Annotated in this window: 19 protein-coding genes; 9 read left to right on the top strand and 10 right to left on the bottom strand. The window is 46.6% G+C overall.

Annotated features, from left to right (window positions below):
* Positions 1–15: 15 nt before the first annotated feature.
* The 3 genes from AC0VYQ_RS03390 (at position 16) to AC0VYQ_RS03400 (ending at position 2,393) form a co-directional block, all read left to right on the top strand.
* Complete coding sequence (locus AC0VYQ_RS03390) at positions 16–927, top strand: guanosine-inosine kinase (protein ID WP_029332752.1); 912 nt, start codon at positions 16–18, stop codon at positions 925–927.
* Between the two features lie 42 nt (positions 928–969).
* Positions 970–1,395 (top strand): NUDIX hydrolase, encoded by a 426-nt coding sequence (locus AC0VYQ_RS03395; RefSeq protein WP_475404261.1) that lies wholly within the window; start codon positions 970–972, stop codon positions 1,393–1,395.
* An 89-nt stretch (positions 1,396–1,484) separates the two neighbouring features.
* Positions 1,485–2,393 (top strand): YihY/virulence factor BrkB family protein, encoded by a 909-nt coding sequence (locus AC0VYQ_RS03400; protein ID WP_088836414.1) that lies wholly within the window; start codon positions 1,485–1,487, stop codon positions 2,391–2,393.
* Positions 2,394–2,456: 63 nt separating this feature from the next.
* Here the strand turns inward: AC0VYQ_RS03400 and AC0VYQ_RS03405 are convergent, their stop codons facing one another.
* The gene (locus tag AC0VYQ_RS03405) at positions 2,457–4,406 is read right to left on the bottom strand and encodes a heavy metal translocating P-type ATPase (protein WP_475404262.1); all 1,950 of its coding nucleotides are present in this window, start codon (positions 4,404–4,406) and stop codon (positions 2,457–2,459) included.
* 187 nt (positions 4,407–4,593) lie between these two features.
* Here AC0VYQ_RS03405 and AC0VYQ_RS03410 point away from each other — a divergent pair, with 187 nt between their 5' ends.
* Positions 4,594–5,523, top strand: a complete 930-nt coding sequence (locus AC0VYQ_RS03410; RefSeq protein WP_214893847.1) for a DMT family transporter — start codon at positions 4,594–4,596, stop codon at positions 5,521–5,523.
* 154 nt (positions 5,524–5,677) lie between these two features.
* Positions 5,678–5,974: a hypothetical protein gene (locus AC0VYQ_RS03415; protein ID WP_235195201.1), complete on the top strand. Its 297-nt coding sequence runs from the start codon at positions 5,678–5,680 to the stop codon at positions 5,972–5,974.
* A 123-nt stretch (positions 5,975–6,097) separates the two neighbouring features.
* Here the strand turns inward: AC0VYQ_RS03415 and AC0VYQ_RS03420 are convergent, their stop codons facing one another.
* The 3 genes from AC0VYQ_RS03420 to yfkAB form a co-directional block, all read right to left on the bottom strand.
* Positions 6,098–7,288: an MFS transporter gene (locus tag AC0VYQ_RS03420; RefSeq protein WP_251136129.1), complete on the bottom strand. Its 1,191-nt coding sequence runs from the start codon at positions 7,286–7,288 to the stop codon at positions 6,098–6,100.
* A 39-nt stretch (positions 7,289–7,327) separates the two neighbouring features.
* On the bottom strand, positions 7,328–7,510 hold the full coding sequence (locus tag AC0VYQ_RS03425; RefSeq protein WP_029332759.1) for a hypothetical protein: 183 nt from the start codon (positions 7,508–7,510) through the stop codon (positions 7,328–7,330).
* A gap of 86 nt (positions 7,511–7,596) precedes the next feature.
* Complete coding sequence (yfkAB, locus tag AC0VYQ_RS03430; protein ID WP_214766626.1) at positions 7,597–8,709, bottom strand: radical SAM/CxCxxxxC motif protein YfkAB; 1,113 nt, start codon at positions 8,707–8,709, stop codon at positions 7,597–7,599.
* Positions 8,710–8,796: 87 nt separating this feature from the next.
* On the opposite strand from yfkAB, the gene AC0VYQ_RS03435 reads away from it, so the two are divergent.
* Complete coding sequence (locus AC0VYQ_RS03435; RefSeq protein ID WP_029332765.1) at positions 8,797–9,003, top strand: SE1561 family protein; 207 nt, start codon at positions 8,797–8,799, stop codon at positions 9,001–9,003.
* Between the two features lie 43 nt (positions 9,004–9,046).
* Entirely contained in the window at positions 9,047–10,432 is a 1,386-nt protein-coding gene (gene rlmD / locus AC0VYQ_RS03440) for a 23S rRNA (uracil(1939)-C(5))-methyltransferase RlmD (protein WP_088836421.1), read from the top strand.
* A gap of 30 nt (positions 10,433–10,462) precedes the next feature.
* On the opposite strand, the gene AC0VYQ_RS03445 is transcribed toward rlmD, so the two are convergent.
* The 6 genes from AC0VYQ_RS03445 to AC0VYQ_RS03470 all read right to left on the bottom strand — a co-directional run bounded on the left by AC0VYQ_RS03445 (position 10,463) and on the right by AC0VYQ_RS03470 (position 16,204).
* Positions 10,463–10,981: a TVP38/TMEM64 family protein gene (locus AC0VYQ_RS03445; protein WP_475404263.1), complete on the bottom strand. Its 519-nt coding sequence runs from the start codon at positions 10,979–10,981 to the stop codon at positions 10,463–10,465.
* Between the two features lie 125 nt (positions 10,982–11,106).
* Complete coding sequence (locus AC0VYQ_RS03450) at positions 11,107–12,501, bottom strand: sensor histidine kinase (protein ID WP_214845899.1); 1,395 nt, start codon at positions 12,499–12,501, stop codon at positions 11,107–11,109.
* Complete coding sequence (locus tag AC0VYQ_RS03455) at positions 12,498–13,181, bottom strand: response regulator transcription factor (RefSeq protein WP_029332769.1); 684 nt, start codon at positions 13,179–13,181, stop codon at positions 12,498–12,500. Before AC0VYQ_RS03455 ends, AC0VYQ_RS03450 begins: the two co-directional genes overlap by 4 nt.
* 134 nt (positions 13,182–13,315) lie before the next feature.
* Complete coding sequence (locus tag AC0VYQ_RS03460) at positions 13,316–13,873, bottom strand: GNAT family N-acetyltransferase (RefSeq protein ID WP_029332770.1); 558 nt, start codon at positions 13,871–13,873, stop codon at positions 13,316–13,318.
* Positions 13,874–14,133: 260 nt separating this feature from the next.
* Positions 14,134–15,276, bottom strand: a complete 1,143-nt coding sequence (locus tag AC0VYQ_RS03465; RefSeq protein WP_159173892.1) for an amidohydrolase — start codon at positions 15,274–15,276, stop codon at positions 14,134–14,136.
* A gap of 19 nt (positions 15,277–15,295) precedes the next feature.
* Positions 15,296–16,204 (bottom strand): TIGR01777 family oxidoreductase, encoded by a 909-nt coding sequence (locus AC0VYQ_RS03470; RefSeq protein WP_475404264.1) that lies wholly within the window; start codon positions 16,202–16,204, stop codon positions 15,296–15,298.
* A gap of 113 nt (positions 16,205–16,317) precedes the next feature.
* On the opposite strand from AC0VYQ_RS03470, the gene AC0VYQ_RS03475 reads away from it, so the two are divergent.
* Together AC0VYQ_RS03475 and AC0VYQ_RS03480 are read left to right on the top strand one after the other, a co-directional pair.
* Positions 16,318–17,139 (top strand): RecX family transcriptional regulator, encoded by an 822-nt coding sequence (locus tag AC0VYQ_RS03475; RefSeq protein ID WP_214845902.1) that lies wholly within the window; start codon positions 16,318–16,320, stop codon positions 17,137–17,139.
* 376 nt (positions 17,140–17,515) lie between these two features.
* Positions 17,516–19,243 (top strand): ABC transporter ATP-binding protein, encoded by a 1,728-nt coding sequence (locus tag AC0VYQ_RS03480; RefSeq protein WP_475404265.1) that lies wholly within the window; start codon positions 17,516–17,518, stop codon positions 19,241–19,243.
* Positions 19,244–19,257: the final 14 nt, after the last annotated feature.

Genomic DNA, 19,257 nt, shown 5'->3' on the forward strand with positions numbered 1-19,257 from the left:
AGAGGTGGAACTGGAATGAATAAAATCGCGGTAATCGGAAAAGTATTCGTCGACATAAAAGGAACTTCGTTCGCTCCATTGCATAAGGATGCGAAAAACGTTGGAGACATCACGTTTTCAAATGGTGGTACAGGACGGAATGTAGCGCAGAACTTAGCCGTTCTCGGGAATGATGTTCGCTTTATCTCGACGGTTACGAACGACCAAATCGGTGTCGGCGTGTTGGAAGAACTAAAATCATACGGTGCAAATGTGGATCACGTCGAAATGCTTGACGACAACGGAATGGGTATGTGGTTAGCCGTCATGGATAACGAGGGTGACCTCCAGACATCGATTTCAAAGCAACCTGACGCAAAATTATTAGAAGAAGCGATTCTTCGCCAGTCCGTCTACGCCCTAGATGGAGTCGATGCAGTCGCGATCGATTTAGATTTATCCGTGACCGTTTTAGAACGGTTGATTCATCTCTGCCGAAAAATGGAGTTGCCGTTGTTCGGAGTGTGTGGACACCTCAGTGTCATCGAACGGAATCGTCACCTTTTGCAAGGGTTCACAGGATTTATCTGCAGCCGCGAAGAAGCAGAAATCTTATCTGATTTATCAATCGTGACGGTTCAGGATGCGCTTCATGTGGCAAATGAACTGGCGAAAAAAGGGGCACCGTTCACAGTCGTGACGATGAGCGAGCTTGGTGCAGTCTATGTTGATCGCCGCAGTGCGACATCTGGTCACATCGGAACAAAAAAAGTGAAGGTCGTCGATTCGACCGGAGCGGGAGACTCATTCTTCTCAGCTGTTTTGTCGGAGTTAACAGACGCCAAAAAAGCGGAAGATGCCTTAACGCTCGGAATGAAAGTCGCGGCCGAAGTCATCGCTTCTACAGAAAACGGCTTAGTTCCTGAGATGTTAGAGACGATTCGATAAGTAACTGGACGATGTCTAATGTAAATGTCGGGAGGGATAGCCATGCCAATACAACGAAGTGCCGTCATCATTTTGAATGAAGCAGATGAGGTTGCCTTGATTCGCCGGGATAAACAAGACGTGACGTATTACGTTTTCCCCGGAGGTGGTCTCGAAATGGGAGCGACGCTCGAACAAACGGCGATTCGGGAAGCTCATGAGGAATTAGGTGTCGATGTCGAACTCGAAGGGGTAGCAGCAATCGTTCGTTTTAACGATTTAGACAATCCATATTACTGGGCGAAAATCACGGGTGGAGTATTTGGTACAGGGACTGGAGAAGAGTTCGAAGATACATCATCTGGGTATACCCCGCTTTGGGTCAAACGTAGCGAACTAAAACAGTTACCGGTTCGTCCGACTTCTCTCGTCAAGGAATTGTCAGAGATGACAGAACGATTTTATGATATTCGACTAGAAGATATTTGAGGTTTTAGTTGAACCAAACAGGGAAATAAATAGGAAGATGATGAGGTAGTCCTAGACTGCCTCTTTTTAATTAAGGAGAGATGATGAGGATGGCGCATACACGTGACCCAAAAGGGTTAGCACTTAATTTAAAGCAGCGGATGTCTGATCATAACATTACAGACTACGCTGGAACGCTCGCCTATTATTGGTTTTTATCGATTTTCCCAGGTATCATTTTTGTTATTTCAGTATTATCATTTTTCGATATTGACCAGCAAACACTTGAATCGCAACTTCGCGATTTAGCACCGGGTGGATCAGTGAATACATTCACGGATGTCATCTTCCAAGCAATCAAAGAACCTCAAGGTGGTCTGCTCTCGATTGGTGCGATTTTAGCGATTTGGTCAGCATCTAAAGGTGTCGATCGTTTGATTACAACTGCCAATCACGCCTATGGAGATTTTTCTCCACGGAGCTTTGTTGCTTCGCGTGGAATCGCCTTAATCTTGACGGTCGTTCTCGGGATTGGGATGTTATTGCTAATCATCTTAAACGTCCTCGGTGGTCCGATCATTAGTTACTTAGCAGATTTCGTTTTACCGATCGATATGGGGCAAAAAGTTCTTTTGACGGTCCTTCGGTATACAATCTCGACAGTATTGCTGATTGTCATCTTATCCATCTTTTACCGGGTTGCACCGAAACGTCCGATTACGATGAAAGAAGCGATCCCAGGTGCCGTGTTCGGTGTCATCGTTTGGCAATTGCTGTCCGTTGGATTCGGATTTTATGTATCGAACTTCTCGAATTATAACCAAACGTACGGTTCACTCGGGAGTGTCGTCATCGTTCTTTTATGGCTCTACTTCACAGGGTTGATTATTTTACTGGGTTCAGAATTAAATGCTTCATGGGAACGTTTCATGAAGAAAGCTGATCCGAAAAAAATGGAAGAAAAACGTCTGAAAGAACAAGCGGATCTCGACTCGATTCCGACGAATACGTTCGGGTGATAAATAAAAGACTCTAAAAACCGGTTGCCGGTTTTTAGAGTCTTTTTTTAGTGAATCACTGAATTAAGCTGCGACTTTTTTTAAGCTGGCAGTCATCTCTACAGGTGTGGGAGCGTCTTTTTGTAAAAGACGTAAGCCGTTGAGGATGACGAGAATCGTCGATCCTTCATGCCCGACGACAGCGAACGGCATGATGAGAAATTGAGAGAGATTCGAGGCAATCAAGATTAAGATGACGCCGATTGCGAGCGTGATGTTTTGTTTGACGACACGGTTCATTTTCCGTGCCTTATTGACAGCGTAAGCGAGACGACCTAAGTCATTTTTCATCAAGACGACATCAGCAGTCTCTAATGCAGCATCTGTTCCTTCGCCCATCGCGATTCCGACATGAGCAAGGGCAAGAGCAGGAGCATCATTGATTCCGTCACCAACCATAGCGACAGTTTGTCCATCTGCTTGGTATCGTTTGATGTAGTTTACTTTATCTTCAGGTAGACATTCTGCGACGAACGATGTAAGACCGGCTTCTTCTGCAATTGCAGCTGCCGTGACAGGGTTGTCGCCTGTCAGCATGATCGTCGTGATGCCGAGCGAGTTAAGAGAAGTGATGGCTGCTTTTGCTTCAGGACGAATCGTATCACGGAGTGCATAGAGTGCAACGATGGATTCGGCGTTACTGACGTAGACCATTGTATTTCCTTTTTCTTTTAATGTTTGTTCCATCGAGCGAAACGGGTCATTTAAGCCTTCATGGAAACCATATTTCCCAATACGGTACGTCACGCCGGAAACCGTCGCTTCAATGCCGTATCCTGTCACGTCTTTAAAAGCAGACGGTTCTTGCGTCTCGATTTGAAGATGATCGACAATCGCTTGAGCGAGCGGGTGATTTGATTGCGCTTCGATCGAGGCGACGGCTTGTTTGAGCAAGAACTGATTAGCATCCTCTGCATAATGACTTTCGGTCACAATCGGTTTACCGGTCGTGAGTGTACCTGTCTTATCAAAGACGATCGTGTTGACTTGACCTAACGTCTCAATATGGGCGCCCCCTTTAAATAGGACACCGTTCCGGGCAGAAGCTGCAATGGCTGATAGGGCAGCTGGTGTGATTGAGGCAACGAGGGCGCAAGGTGACGCAACAACGAGTAAAATCATGGCACGATAGATGCTTGTTTCAAAGCTCCAACCGACAAGATAATGTGGGAGAACCATCATCAATGTGACGACGACAAGGACGACCTTGACATAACGACTTTCAAACCGCTCAATGAACTGAGCAGAAGGTGATTGTTCACTTTGCGCATTTTGAACCATATGGATGATTTTTTGGAACAACGATTCATCAGCGGCTTTCGTCATCTCAATCGTCAAGACGCCGTTCATATTGACGGTTGAGTTGTAAACCGTGTCACCGGTCCGTTTTTCGACAGGAATGGATTCACCCGTAATCGAAGCTTCCTCAATCGCGGCTTGACCACGAATGATCGTCCCGTCTACGGGAATTCGTTCACCGGGACGGACATAGACGATATCACCAACCGAGAGATGTTCAATTCCGATGACTTCAAGTTTTCCGTCTGCGTTCAATCGTGTTGCTTCTTCTGGTTGTAGTGACATCAGGCTTTGAAGAGCGCGTTCGTTTTTGTTCATCGTATACGTTTCAAGCGCACCGGATAACGCGAAGATGAAAATTAGGATCGCACCTTCCATCCAGTAGCCGATGGCTGCTGCACCGATTGCTGCTAAAATCATCAACAATTCAACATTCAGTGTTTTTTCTTGATACGTTTCTGTCAATCCTTCTTTAGCTTTCGCATAGCCTCCGATCACATAGGCGGATAAGTAAAGTGTGACGTAGACAGTTGCCGGAATTTGTAGTTTTTCGAAAGCGTAAGCAATTAAAATTAATATTCCGCTAAAGAGTGCTAAAATCAATTCGTGATGCTCCTCGACAGCATGACGAATTGCGGAACGCTGATGAGTATCGGTAGTAGTAGAGGTAGTCATAAAAAAGCTCCTTCCAAATTATAAATGAGAAATGAAATCATTATATTAAAACAATGAGAATGTTTATTACCAACGTTTTTAAGTCAATGATAATGAGTTTCATTGTCGCTAGATTATAATTATTATTATCTGTAAAGTTACTATACCATGCCTCAGTGAAAAGAAACAGGGAAGGAAACTGAAAAAAATGAAAAAAATCTTAACCCATCCGGTCGGGATGGTTGTTTTTGCATTGTTTACGACACTTTTATGGGGGAGCGCCTTTCCGTTCATTAAAAAGAGTTATGAACTTTTAGCAATCACATCTTCAGAATATGGAGAGCAGTTATTGTTTGCGAGCTATCGCTTTTTTCTGGCAGGAGTTTTATTGCTCATCGTCAGCGTCCTGATTTTTAAACAGCCGATTACTTTGAAAAAGAGAGCGTATGCCTATAGTCGTCTTGGATTCTTTTTGACCTTCTTACAATATGTCTTCTTCTACATCGGGTTGTCATTATCGACAGGTGTCCAAGGCTCAATCATTGCCGGTTCAACATCGTTCTTTCAGATGTTACTTGCACACTTTCGTTATGAAGACGACCGCTTGAATCGTTTTAAAGGACTAGCGTTGTTCTTAGGGTTCACGGGTGTCATTTTAGCAAACTGGCCACAAGGGTCGGCGGGTGTCACGTTCGGCGTCGGTGAGATTTTGTTGATTTGTGCAATGATCTCAGGGGCATTTGCTAATTTGATTGCGAAAGAATATTCAGCTGCTTATCCGGTCGCACCGATGACGGGTTGGGCAATGGTGATTGGTTCGATTGGCTTATTTATCGCAGGGGCGGTATTGAATGGTCAATGGTTCCCGTTCCACTTCACACAAACGACGGCCTGGATGTTGTTCTATCTCGCCTTCTTGTCGGCGACAGGGTTTACACTTTGGAACTTGCTGATGAAGTACAATCCTGTTAGTCGTGTTTCATTATTCATGTTTTTCGTTCCGATTTACGGTGTCAGTCTGTCGGCCCTGATTCTCGGCGAGACGATTCCGCCTCAAGCGCTCCTTGGGCTGCTTTTTGTTGTATCAGGGATTCTGGTCTCGACGTATCTCCCAGTCTGGTTTCAAAAGCGCAGTTGACGAAGAATCTGAATCGTGTGAAAATAGTCTCAATTAAAGTTTCATTCTTAATCGTTCGTTGCTGAAGCCGACTTGTTCGGCTTTTTCTGTACGGTCATAAAACAACCGATTCGGCCTTGCCAAAAAGGCTAGTATGACTAGAAAACGAGAGGAGATGAGAAAAGTGGAACGTAATGAAATCGTTCGAAAGATCATGGCAAATCGCCGTCCCCGGGATGAGTTCGCTCGGTTCGTCGTAACGTGCGTCAGCCAGCAACTCAAGGAAACCCATGGCGAGGTCGATGTGGAAATTATTGAGGCGGAAAAGGGGTACGATTCAGTTTGGTCGATCAATGGTCGAGAGGTCATCGTATTATTGGAGACGGAAGAGTTGAAGCAAGCGAAAAATCAACCATACGCAATCGATGAAAAGCTCTGGCAACGTTTTCGGCAAGTCGGAATCGTCAAGTGATACCGTCTCGTGTATAGGAGTCAACGAACTACGATGGACTGAACAAAAACGAAACGGTAAAGAAAGAAGGGAGTGTCGCATCGAGCGGCACTCCCTTCTTTCTTCTACATTAAAAAACGGGTCTCATTTAATTTGTGTCGGCTTCGCTGTCGAGCGAAATAATAAATAAGCAAGTGTAAAGAGGACGCCGACAAATAAACTAAAGTAAAAAGCAGGAGGAAGTAAGACAAACACACTGCCTGCAATCGGTCCAAGAATCGACCCGAGACTAAAGGAGATACCAGCTAGGAGGTTGCCGGTCGGTAATAAATGACTCGGTAATTGTTCGGTCATGTAAGCGACCCCTAACGAATACGTCGACCCAAGTGCCATGCCGCTAAAGGCGAAGATGGCAAACAAGGCACCGTAACTTTCAAAGAGGAAACAAGCCGCGAGAAACGCGCTTGCCCCGATGCAGAGTACAGTGATTAAGGTCCGCCGTTTTCCAAAGTGGTCAGCTAGCCGTCCGAGCGGGAGTTGCATGATGAGCGAACTGACGACGAATGTCGTGATTAATGCACTCGTCTCGGACAAGGCATACCCGTTCCGTGTCGCGAAAACGGGGAAACTTGCATTCAATGTCGCTTCCAAAAATCCGTATGTGAAGCCAGGCAGTAACGTAAACCAGGCACTCGCGAGGACGAGACGATAGCGGGAGGCGGCACTTTGTAATTCTTCCGGCATGATGTCGGTTGGTTTTTCATTCGGCAAGCGACGTAACAAGACGAGGACGATGACGGTCAATGTCCCGGTTAAGACGAACGGAAGCCAGTCAATTAAATCGACAAGTGGAGCGGCAAGAGGACCGAGTGCGAAGCCAAGCCCGAATGCCATGCCGTAAAGCGACATCGTCCGTCCTAACTTTTCATTGGGGGTAATCGATGTCACCCAGACTTGCGAACCGTAATGTAACGTTTGATCGCCAAACCCGACGATGAAGCGTAATACCATCCAGGCGAGGACGCTTGGTAACAACGGAAAGGCGAACACAGCGACGGCGACTAACGATAGACCGAAAGAGATGACGGGGACATAGCCATGACGTCGTAAAGGTTTTTCCATCAATGGAGCAGCGACGATAACACCGATATAAAGGACGGCAGCACTCAGACCATTTATGTAAGCAGGTGTTCCTTGACGCTCGAGTAAAATAGACAACAAAGGAATCAATAATCCTTGCGTAAAGCCGGAGATAAAGACAATCGATAAAATCAGGGCGAAGCGACGAGACACGACAAAACAACTGCCTTTCATTTTTTGAATTAAGCATAACATGCCCCGCCTGCACGATTGTACAGCGGGGCGCTTGTGTTCCTATTTTTCAGTCTGTTCAAAACGTGTTGGGCGTGGCATATGCAGAAGGTGTTCGTCCCAATCCGTCTGATCGAACACTTCATCATGTTCGATGCTGTGGGAAGAACGAATTCCAATCATCATGATTCCGAGTACCATACTGAACATCCCGATGATGGTGACAATCCCGACGAGCCATTCCATTATGAAAACTCCCTTCAGCGAAAGAACGTGTGTCAACTTTGTGACAATCTTTTCCCCGTTTGGAAGCAGGTAAAACCTGTCCGCTGTTATAAGCGACTTGATTGCTTGAGGAAGTCGACATCTGGATAGTAGGCATTCTTGACGAGCGCATTCGGTCCGAGGCACTTAACGGCCGGGCAATGACACGATAGACTTTTATTTAGTTCAGTTTGTTGCCATTCAGCATAGGCGTCGTTGAAAGAGGTATCATGAATCGTTCCGAGAGAAGCGAGTTCATCACCAAAGTCCGTGACGATGATCTCACCATCAAAAATATTGACGTTTAGGCGTGAGCGTCCATCCGGATCGTTTCGGACAGATACATTCGTTTCTTGACGCAGACGGCGATGAAGAGCTAAATCTTTTTCCTCCATCGAACAGGCATAGAACGGGAGTGTTCCGAAGAGCATCCAGACGTTCGGGTCACGGACGTCAAGCAAACGATGGATCCCGTCACGAATTTCGTCAAGACTGGCAGCTTCAATCATTGAAGCGAAATCTGCTGGATACATCGGGTGCACTTCATGACGGACGCAACCCATATCCACGATTTCTTGATGAATCGCTTCGAGGTGCGGGAGTGTCCGTTTATTAATCATTGTTTCGGCGGAGACAAGGACGCCACGGGCATTTAAAATCCGTGCATTCTCCTTCATTCGTTCGAATAACTTCGTCCGCGCTTCACGTGACGGTTTCCGTTCCATCATCGCAAAACCACCATCGATGAAATCGTCCGCCGTTCCCCAGTTATGGGATATGTGTAAAACGTCGAGATAGGGGATGATTAATTCGTACCGTGAGAGTGGAAGTGTTAAATTTGAATTAATTTGGGTTTTAGCGCCGCGTTCGTGGGCATACTTAAGTAAAGGGACAACATATTCCTTGACCGATTTCGTCGATAGCATCGGTTCGCCCCCTGTAATCGAAAAGGCCCGGAGATGTTTGATTTCATCGAGACGTTTGATTAATAGTTCGACGGGGATTTCTGGGTTCTCGCTACTCGCTAACATATAGCCGACGGCACAATGTTCACACCGCATGTTGCAGAGTTTTGTTGTCGTCACTTCGATGTTCGTCAGCATGGCCTGACCATACTGTTCGATATCGCGATAGGCTTCCCACGGATCATTTTCGATCGTGATCGTTGATTGTTGTAACATAGTTATATTCCTCCTTCATAAATGCTCCACTTCGTATCGTATGCTAAAATAACGACGGAATCTATAAGAAGAAAGGAAGTCTGAATAATGGGAAAAGCAAGAACTGATAAACTTGGCCAGATGAATGTGCTAAAATCAAGAATGCAGCTTCTATGCCACACGATCGATTCACTGGATGAAACATCAGATATCGAGGATTTAGAACGACTCGCAGTTTCCTTGGACCAGTTAAAAGCCAAGGTACTTCGTTATGCAAAAGATATGAAGGAACATGAGGGATCAGAAAGCGGTTAATCGAAACCGCTTTTTCATTTGTATCATGGAAAGGATGAAGAGAATGGCAACGAAAATTAAACTAAATGTCGGAGAAATCCGCTCCGTCACGTGTCTACGGATGGGAATCAATGGCGAGGGGATTGCGACACTCGAACGACAAATCGTGTTCATTCCGGGGTTACTCGTCGGAGAAACAGCACAGATTGAAATCACGGAAGTCCACGACAATTTCGCAAATGCAAAACTAGTCAAACGTGATGATCGCTCGCCGGATCGTGTCACACCACTCTGCCCGATTTACAGTCAATGCGGCGGATGCCAGCTTCAACATATGAGCTATGCAGGACAACTCCGTTACAAAGAAGAGATGTTACGAAATGCATTCTCGAAATCAACGAAGTTGAACATCGAAAAGGCAGATATCCGTTCAACAATCGGTACAAAAGAATGGGAATACCGGAATAAATCGCAATTTGCGGTCGGAAAAGAAGGCAATCAAATCGTCAGTGGTTTGTATTCAGCGAATTCAAACCGTCTTGTCGCGATTGATGATTGCATCGTACAAAATAAAGAAACGTTACGCGTCAACAATGCCGTGACGAAGTTATTAAATGATTACAATGTACCGGTCTACAATTCTGCGAAACAAGATGGTGTCATTCGTAACATCGTCGTCCGGACAGGAATCAAAACAGGTGAGATTCAAGTCGTCCTCGTCGCGTTTAAAGATGGATTTAAAGATCTCGAAGGACTATCACGTGATATTCACAATATTCCGGGTGTCATCTCGGTCGCGCTAAACATCAATGACAAACTGACGTCACGTGTCTTCGGAGAAGAAACAGAAGTTCTTCGTGGTGTTGAAAAGATTGAAGAGCAGATGGGTGAATTCACGTATCAACTTTCGCCACGTGCCTTCTTCCAGTTAAATCCGGAACAAGCAGAACGGATGTATGAAGAAGTCGTTCGGGCAGCGGCGCTGACGGGTGAAGAGCGTGTCGTCGATGCGTATGCTGGAGTAGGATCGATTGGTCTTTGGCTTGCAAAAGGAGCAAAAGAAGTCCGCGGTATGGAAATCATTGAAGAAGCGGTTGAAGATGCGAATGCACACATGAAGCAATATGGTTTCAATCACGCCCATTATGTCGTCGGGAAAGCAGAAGCTTGGATTCCGCGTTGGGTCAAAGAAGGTTGGGTCCCGGATGTCTTCATCGTCGATCCACCACGGTCGGGTTGTGATACACAACTATTGAATGCGATGATTTCGTCAAAAGCTAAAAAAATCGTCTACGTTTCGTGTAATCCACAGTCGCTTGCCCGCGATTGTGATCACTTGATGAAGGCTGATTATAAAGTGAGTTACATTCAACCGTACGATATGTTCCCGCAAACGGCACATGTCGAAGCAATCGTCGTCCTCGAGAAAAAGAAAAAGAAAAAGTTCTAATACGTACGAACGCCGCCTTCTTGAAGTAAATCAAGAAGACGGCGTTTTTTGTTTGGATTGATACTTTTTGTAGACGAGGTGAGCCGCATACAGAACGATGACGACACCGACGACAATCCACTGGATTACCGCATCGCTTCCGATGAACCAGCTGACGCTCGCGACCTCGATAAATAGAGCAGGAATCTTTCCAAGAGTACTTGCGATGAAAAAAACGAGCGGAGAGACACGACTAGCCGCACTCAGTAACGTGACGAGGCCAGACGGAATGAACGGCAAGACGCGTAGTAAAACGATCAGCCAAAACGCATCACGTCCGTTCGTTTCAGCGAGCCGGTCGGTCCACTTTTGAACGCGGACCGAGTCAATCTTTGGTGTAAGACGACGGACACCGAACCGGTACAAGTAAAAAGCGATGAGTGCACCAAAGGCCTCACCTAGGAAGGATAACAAAAACCCTTCCCAGTAACCGAAGTAAAGCACGTTCGCAGCGGTGACGAAAGCACTCGGTAAGAAACCAAAAGTACTGACGATGAAGCTGACGAGCAAGCTGATCAGAACCGCGAAATGGTCCGCATCCTGAAGTAAATCAATTAATCTCGTTTCGATGAAGAAACACTCCTTTTAAGCAAACACTTCTGAAAAACAATCGTGAAAACGGATGACTTTTTTTGTTATGCAAATCCATCGTCTTCATCCGGTAAGAGGGGAAGCGTTATCGTGACGGTCGTTCCTTGTCCGATTGATGACGTAAAGGCAAGCGTTCCATCGTGGCGATCGATGATGTGCTTCGTGATCGCGAGGCCAAGACCGGTCCCGCCATCTTTACGTGTCCGCGATTTGTCGACACGATAAAAACGTTTCGTCAAACGCTCTAAATGTTCAGGGGGAATTCCTTCTCCTTCATCACGGATCGTACAGATGGTCAAATTGCCATCCGTTTTCGTCGTCAAGTAAATCGAACGGTCAGACGGTGTGTACCGAAGGGCATTGTCAATCAGGTTTCCGATGACTTGTTCCAACCGATCATTGTCACCGAGGACGATTTGACTCGGATCAAAGTCTGTCACGAGTTGAATGCCTTTTGCTTGCGCGATCGGTGCCATCCGGTAGACGACATCTTCGAGGACCTGGCTGAAAACGAGCGGTTGTTTCGTCATCGGATACGAGTCCCGTTCAAGTTGCGCGAGGTCGAGTAAATCGTTGACGAGACGCTGCAGACGTTCCGTCTCCCGTTCGATGATTTGGTAATATTGATCGCGTGTCTTCGTGTCTAAATGTTCATCTTGCATCATTTCCGTATAACCACGGATATAGGACAAGGGTGTCCGGAGTTCGTGGCTGACATTCGCGAGGAACTCTTTTCGCTGTTCGTCGACTTCGCCAAGTGATTCTGCCATTTTGTTCAATGTTTCGGCAAGCTCCCCGATTTCATCATCCGATTGAATCGGAATCCGGTAATCAAAATCACCTTGGGCATAGACCGTCGAGGCCCGTTTCATGTCAATCAATGGACGAATGATCGTATCGATGATTTGGCGACCGAAGATGACGAGGTTGAGGACGATTAAGCCGATCATGAAGAAAATCATCAGCCGCAGAGGGCGGAACGGTTCACTGATCTGTCCCAGTTCAAGGTAGAGGATCAACGTCCCAACTAACCGGTTGTTTTCGATGATTGGAAATCCTGTCATCAAAATATCGCTGCCTTCAATCGGATGGGTCCGGCTCGAGACGACCGTTTGGCCGTTTCGGAGCTGTTCGATATCTTCGTTCGTCAAGAAACGCAGTCCACCGGGATTATCTTGCAAGAAATCGATGAAAAAGACTTTTGATTCCGTCAGCTCGTTCGTATAGGTCATTCCGTCATAAAAAGCACCGGACAGGCCTTCCGATTCATAGATATTAATCAATTTTTCACCGCGGTTCAGCAAGATGTCTTCTTGTGTCTGGAGATAAAACCGGTCGTACAGATAAAACGTGAGTAACAGGAAGAGAATCGCCGAAAAGACGCTCGTGAACCAAATCGTGATCCAAATCCGCTTTCGGATCGTGTAGCGTTTAATCATACTTCCTCGAATTTATAGCCGATGCCCCAGACCGTTTGAATGGCGCCCCCAGCTTCTCCGAGTTTCAGACGAAGTGTTTTGATATGCGTATCGACCGTCCGTAAGTTTCCGATATAATCGGCTCCCCAAATCTGGTCGAGCAGTTGTTCGCGAGAAAAAACTTTGTCGTTATGTTGGACGAACAAGTGCAACAAGTCGAATTCTTTTCGTGTCAGGCTGACCGGTTTACCGCTGACGTGGACACTCCGGCTTTCTGTATCGAGTTCGAGCTTGCCGATCGATAACGACGCTGATTGATCGACAGCGAAGCGGTGCGACCGACGGAGCGTCGCTTCGATTCGGGCAAGGAGTTCCCGTGGGCTAAAGGGTTTCGTGATGTAGTCATCGGCGCCGATTTTTAAACCATGAATCCGGTCGAGTTCGTCCGAACGAGCCGTCAACATGATGATCGGGACATTTGAAAATTCGCGAATCCGCATACATGCCGTCAGTCCATCCATTTCAGGCATCATCACGTCAAGTAAAATGAGATGGAAGGTATCCTGTTGAATTTTATCGATGGCTTCTTGTCCGTTCGTCGCAGTTGTCGTGACGTAAGCTTCTTTTTCAAGGTTTGATACGAGTAAATCGCGCATCTGTGCTTCATCGTCGACGACGAGTATTTTAAACTGTTCTGCCATTCAAATCGCTCCTCATTCACCCGGAAAACGGGATTTGAACCCAGTTGACCGGTGAGTTTTTTTTAATCATACCATTTGAGCGTTTCACGCCGCATCAAAAGTACGGCAAAAAAAGCACGAGTGGGCGATGCCACTCATGCTTCGAGTTGTTGTTCGTAGACCGTTTCGAGCTCACGACCATGAATGTACATGTGGAAACTCGACTTTGATACTTCATACAGCGTGAACTGGGTCTCGCCTGTATTCAATTGTTCGAGTAACGTCGGACGGAGTTCATCCGCACAAAAGGCATAAGGTAATTTTTCAGCTGCTTTTTGTGAACGGATATTCGTCTGGCGAATCTTCATGAAGACACTCTCGAAACCGAGTTCGAAAAACAGCTCAGAAAAGAACGCTTCTTTTGCGAGGTTGTTATAGCCTTTTCCATGATACGGTTTACCTAACCATGTACCGAGAAAACCATAATGTCCTTCGATATCGAGTAAACTAATTGTACCGATTGGTTGATCGAATTCATCCAGGATTGTACGTGAGACAAGTTCACCACGTTCTTCCTCTTCGATTGCCTGCTTTGTAGTAAACAGAAATTCATCAAAGTACCGTGTTTTTTGGCGGACGTACGGATATACGTCTTGATGCTGCATCAGTTCGAACAAATCAGCGCAGTCGCTCAGCTCCCGTTGCTTGAGCATACTTCCATTCCTCCTTCTTAAGACCGCTAGAATGATTGTCGAAAGCTACCTGTCTGACTCGTTTGAACCGCGCATGGTATGCCTTCTTCAGTTGTCGGATAAGATAATATTACCTTCTTTTTTTAAAAATGCAAGTAAATAATTTTTGTGAAAAAACATACAAAAACAAGACAATTTTTGCAAATGGAAATGACTGTTTTTCACAAAGAAAAAAGCCTTTGATTTTCAACGGTTTAGCGTTAAAATCAAAGGCTGATTTTTTAAGACATCGAGGTTAAATGCGTGTGTTCAAAAATGACTTTTCCGTCAATCATCGTCATCAACGGTTTCGCTAAATAATCAAGTGGGAAATGGCTCCATAACACTAAGTCAGCATCTTTTCCGACTTCGATCGACCCGACATGATCCGATACGCCAAGCGAACGAGCTGGATTGATTGTGATGGCGCGGAGGGCAATGTCGACGGGTAAGCCTTCACGGGCGGCGAGTCCCGCACACAAGTTCAGATACTGGACGGGTGTATATGGATGGTCAGTTGTAATGGACACTTCAAGACCGTGTTCGTGAAGGACACGGTACGTCTCCCATGTCTTATTTTTAAGCTCGATTTTTGATTTACGCGTAAAGGTCGGTCCGACGGTGACGTGTTCAATCGGCAATTGTTGTAATTCTTTTGCGACGAGATGACCTTCCGTGCAGTGTTCGATCCGGACATCGAGATTAAATTCTTCAGCGAAGCGGATGGCAGACAGGATATCATCCGCCCGGTGTGCATGGACGCGAAGTGGCATCTCTTTATTCAGGACGCGTTCAATCATTCGGTGAGCGAACGTATCTGCCGTCCGTTGCATCTTCACTTCGAGGAACGCTTCGCGTAGCATACCCATGATGCCCATGCGCGTCAATTCTCCTGCACGTCCGGCACTGTGGACACGTTTCGGGTTTTCACCAAGCGCAATCTTCAGACCGGCATATTTCCGTAAAATCATATCATCGATAAAGCGTCCGTGCGTTTTGATGACACTCGTCACACCACCGATGATGTTCATGCTGCCCGGCATGACTTGGACGGTCGTGACACCATGTTCAATCGCTTCCTTGAATCCTTCGTCCAGCGGATAGACGCCGTCAATCGCACGCAGGTGTGGTGTCATTGCGAAAATCGTTTCGTTGGCGTCATTTCCGACCGTTCCCGTTCCTTCGTCATAAAGCCCGAGATGAGTATGGGCGTCGATGAAGCCTGGCAATAAAAAGCGTCCTTCGGCTTCGATGACACGTTCGTTGTCTTGAACGTCAAGTAACTCGTGGATTTCGTGGATTTTGCCATCCTTGATGCGAATATCACCATAAAAACTATCTGCTGTGATCGGGAAAATATGTGCATTGCGTATTAATACGTTCAACGTTTCGTCAGCCCCTGTATTAGTTTGTCTGCTCTAAGTTGCTTAGTGCATCCTTTAATTCAGCATACCGAAACTTGAACCCATTTTCGAGTGCTTTTTTCGGAATGACGCGTGCTCCTTCGAGGACGATGACGCTTTTTTCACCGAGTGCGAGTTCGAGAGCAAAGCGCGGAGCTGGTAACCAGTGAGGACGATGTAACGTTTTCCCGATCGTTTTTCCGAACTGGCGCATCGTTTCTGGATGCGGTGCCGTAATATTAAGTGGACCAGTGAGTTGATTTGTTTTAAGGGCAAAGATGAATAATTCAACGAGGTCATCGATATGAACCCAAGAGACCCATTGTTTTCCGTCGCCCATCGTACCGCCACCGAAAAGTTTATAAGGTAAGCGCATCAATGGATAGGCTCCACCCTCGTTACTGAGGACAACACCAATCCGTGGATGAACGAGCCGAATCCCGAGGTCAGCGATTGGTTGGGCTAACGCTTCCCACTTGACGCAGACTTGACTGAGGAAGTCACTTGTCGGCGGGAGTGGCTGTTCCTCCGTGAATGTCTGGTGCCGGTCCTGTCCATAGATGCCGACAGCGGAAGCGGAGAGGACGACAGCCGGTTTCGTTGTTAATGCCTGGTTGATGCGGACTAACTCTTTCGTCGAATCGATCCGGCTTTGCAGAATCGTTTGTTTCCGTTCTTCCGTCCAGCGACCATCATTGATGGAAGCGCCAGCCAGGTGGATAAAGGCATCGACTCCTTCAAGCTGCTGTTCTGGAGCGGCGGACGACGTCAACCACTCAACGTAAGTAGTGTGTTCTGTGTTGTCTTGTACGGACCGGGTCAAAATATAGACATGATGCCCCTCCGCAATCAATCGTTTCGAGAGCGCCTGCCCAATCATTCCTGTCCCACCTGTAATCGCAATCTTCATCTGTATCATCCCTTTCAACAATCTTGTACATATGTTCCCGTTTGTCAGTTTCACTCAAACATGAGGAAGCATGTTATCGTTAAGTATTCAGTTTCATATAGGAGGATACCCCCTTGAAGATTAAACGGATTTCAACCCAAAAGAAAAATAATGAACGGTTTAATATCTATATCGAACGGGACGGAAAAGAAGAGTATGCGTTTGCCGTCGATGTTGACATCTTAATTAAATATAACCTTGAGCGTGATAAGGAAATCGATGACGACTTCGTCAAGGAAGTGTTGACGGCGGAAGAAGAACAAAAAGCTTACCGGTTGTCGTTGAACCATTTGTCTTACCGGATGCGGGCGACGAGCGAAGTCGAAACGCATTTGATCGAAAAGGAAACGCCGGAACACGCAATCAAACATGCGATTCAGCGCCTGACGGAACAAAAGTATATCGATGACCAGCAGTTTGCCCTTGCCTATACGGCGACGAAAAAAGCGACGACTCCCCAAGGTCCGGGACGAATCCGGCGTGATTTAGCAGCATTGAAGGTAAAAAAAGAGTTTATCGATGAAGCGTTACGACAGTTTACGGAAGAAGAAGAGCTTGAGAAGGTCGTCAAGTTCTTGCGCCAAAAACAAAAGGAATTAGCGCGGCGTTCGGTCCGGGAATTGAAACAGAAACTGCAACAAACTCTGATGCAACGTGGTTTTTCTTCAGAAGTGACGCAACAAGGGTTTCAAATCGTCTTTGAGGAAGTCGAAGTCGACGCGGAAGAAGAGGCGGCGCTCTATCAAGCGCGTAAATATTATCCGAAATATCATAAACTGGAGCCATTTGCCCGTGAACAAAAAACGAAACAAGCACTCGTTCGAAAAGGGTTCCCATATGCAATCGTGGCAACAGTCATCGAACAGGTCAAGCAAGAAGAGGAAGAAGGAATCTGACAAGCGCCTCTCCTTTTGAAAAAACTGAAAACTCGTTCTCCTAAAAAGCAAGATGGAAAATTGACAATTGTCCGACAATTGTGCTATTCTACGCTCAGATTAAGAAAAGGAGGAACCGTCACATGAAAAAGCAACTTGTTATCGCATCTACTATTGGACAGTTGAATATGGCGGAGACTCTCGAACTCGTATAAACACTCATTTTAGTGTGCGATTGACAGGGAATCCGTTCCCCGAGCGCGCAGACCATATTTTTGATTCATATCGTCTTTTCAAGGCATATTGATTCTCGGCTGCTTCCGGAAATCAGTATGCCTTTTTTGTGCGTTCGGAAAAAACAGGAACACCATAACATGACACAAAGGGGGGAACCATCGTGCGATTATTTCGCCAACTCAGTTGGTTTCTAAAAGAACACAAAACATCTTATCTGATTGCCGTCGTACTCTTGATTATCACGGGTTTTATTGATTTAACGCCACCGTGGCTGATTGGAAAAGTGATTGACGGGTTACGGTCCGGGTCGATGGACCGGACGACACTGATTCAATATGTCGTCGGACTGCTCGTAATTTCGATCGCTTCGTTTATTTTGACGTATCTATGGCTCGCGAAATTGTTCGGGACGGCATTTTTACTCGAACGGACATTACGAAGCCGATTCTTTACACATTTATTAAAATTGACGCCGACATTTTATCAAAAGAACCGAACAGGAGATTTGATGGCGCTCGCGACGAATGACTTAAAAGCGGTCGAACGAACAGCCGGATTCGGTGTGTTGACGCTTGTCGATTCGTTGAATATGACGGCGATCACCCTCGTCGTGATGGGGGTCGCAATCGATTGGAAACTGACGCTCGCAGCACTCCTTCCGATGCCGCTCCTCGCGTATGCGATGAACAAGCTCGGAAGTCAAATTCACGGCCGCTTCATCGTCGCCCAAGATGCGTTTGGAACGATGAATGACCAGGTCGTCGAATCGATTTCCGGACTTCGTGTCATCCGCTCGTTCGTCCAAGAAGAGATTGATGTCAAAAAATTCGATGACACGACGACGGATGTCTTCGAAAAAAACATGCATGTCGCAAAAATCGATGTCTTATTCGAACCGATCATCAAGTTATTGGTCGGCGTCAGCTATTTAATTGGTCTGTCGTTCGGGACGTACCTTGTCTTTACGAACGATATTACGCTCGGGCAGCTCGTCGCTTTCAATATTTACCTCGGGATGTTGATTTGGCCGATGTATGCCTTCGGTGAGCTCATCAACGTCATCCAGCGCGGGACGGCGAGTCTCGATCGCTTAGAAGCGACGATGCGTGTCAAGCCGCTGATTACATCGACACCGAAAGTCGAAGTTGTGCGACCGGAAATGATTGCTCTGACTAACTTGACGTTCACGTATCCAGAGACGAATCATCCGTCGTTACACGGGATTGATTTGACGATCAAGCATGGACAGACGATTGGAATCGTCGGTCCGACTGGATCTGGGAAAACAACGCTCTTACGCCAATTTTTACGGGAGTATCCGATTGGACGAGACATGTTGAAAGTAAATGGAACACCCTATGAAGATGTCGCACTGGAGACCGTTCGCGGGTGGACGGGCTATGTCTCGCAAGAGCATTTACTCTTCTCAAAATCCGTCCGCGATAACATTTTGTTCGGGGCGGGTGAGGCGACGGAAGCTGAATTGCAAGAAGCGATTCGTTTAGCGGCCTTTACGTCGGATATCGAGACGCTTGACCAAGGGTTACAAACGATGGTCGGAGAACGGGGAGTCACGCTTTCCGGTGGACAGAAACAACGCTTGTCGATTGCCCGGGCGATGTTGAAGAAACCGGAGTTGCTGTTGCTCGACGACTCGTTGTCAGCCGTCGATGCGAAAACGGAATCACAAATCATCGACGCGATCCGGACGAACCGTCACCAGTCAACGACATTGATCGTTGCGCACCGGTTGTCTGCCGTCGCGCATGCGGATGAAATTCTCGTCTTACAAGACGGCGTGATCAGTGAGCGGGGGACGCATGAACAGCTGATGGAACGACGTGGCTGGTATGCGGAACAATTCGAACGACAAAGTGAAGAAGCGTAAGGCAGGAGGTGCTG

It is taken from the genome of Exiguobacterium sp. QJM3NY_9 (genome assembly GCF_056173545.1).

Excerpts from the sequence above, each read along its gene's own strand:
- yfkAB (WP_214766626.1), bottom strand. The coding sequence starts at position 8,709 with ATGTTACAACAATCAACGATCACGATCGAAAATGATCCGTGGGAAGCC.
- AC0VYQ_RS03405 (WP_475404262.1), bottom strand. The coding sequence starts at position 4,406 with ATGACTACCTCTACTACTACCGATACTCATCAGCGTTCCGCAATTCGT.
- AC0VYQ_RS03435 (WP_029332765.1), top strand. The coding sequence starts at position 8,797 with ATGGGAAAAGCAAGAACTGATAAACTTGGCCAGATGAATGTGCTAAAA.
- AC0VYQ_RS03390 (WP_029332752.1), top strand. The coding sequence starts at position 16 with ATGAATAAAATCGCGGTAATCGGAAAAGTATTCGTCGACATAAAAGGA.
- AC0VYQ_RS03450 (WP_214845899.1), bottom strand. The coding sequence starts at position 12,501 with ATGATTAAACGCTACACGATCCGAAAGCGGATTTGGATCACGATTTGG.
- AC0VYQ_RS03420 (WP_251136129.1), bottom strand. The coding sequence starts at position 7,288 with ATGTTATGCTTAATTCAAAAAATGAAAGGCAGTTGTTTTGTCGTGTCT.
- AC0VYQ_RS03470 (WP_475404264.1), bottom strand. The coding sequence starts at position 16,204 with ATGAAGATTGCGATTACAGGTGGGACAGGAATGATTGGGCAGGCGCTC.
- AC0VYQ_RS03460 (WP_029332770.1), bottom strand. The coding sequence starts at position 13,873 with ATGCTCAAGCAACGGGAGCTGAGCGACTGCGCTGATTTGTTCGAACTG.
- AC0VYQ_RS03410 (WP_214893847.1), top strand. The coding sequence starts at position 4,594 with ATGAAAAAAATCTTAACCCATCCGGTCGGGATGGTTGTTTTTGCATTG.
- AC0VYQ_RS03395 (WP_475404261.1), top strand. The coding sequence starts at position 970 with ATGCCAATACAACGAAGTGCCGTCATCATTTTGAATGAAGCAGATGAG.
- AC0VYQ_RS03400 (WP_088836414.1), top strand. The coding sequence starts at position 1,485 with ATGGCGCATACACGTGACCCAAAAGGGTTAGCACTTAATTTAAAGCAG.
- AC0VYQ_RS03415 (WP_235195201.1), top strand. The coding sequence starts at position 5,678 with ATGAGAAAAGTGGAACGTAATGAAATCGTTCGAAAGATCATGGCAAAT.
- rlmD (WP_088836421.1), top strand. The coding sequence starts at position 9,047 with ATGGCAACGAAAATTAAACTAAATGTCGGAGAAATCCGCTCCGTCACG.
- AC0VYQ_RS03455 (WP_029332769.1), bottom strand. The coding sequence starts at position 13,181 with ATGGCAGAACAGTTTAAAATACTCGTCGTCGACGATGAAGCACAGATG.
- AC0VYQ_RS03425 (WP_029332759.1), bottom strand. The coding sequence starts at position 7,510 with ATGGAATGGCTCGTCGGGATTGTCACCATCATCGGGATGTTCAGTATG.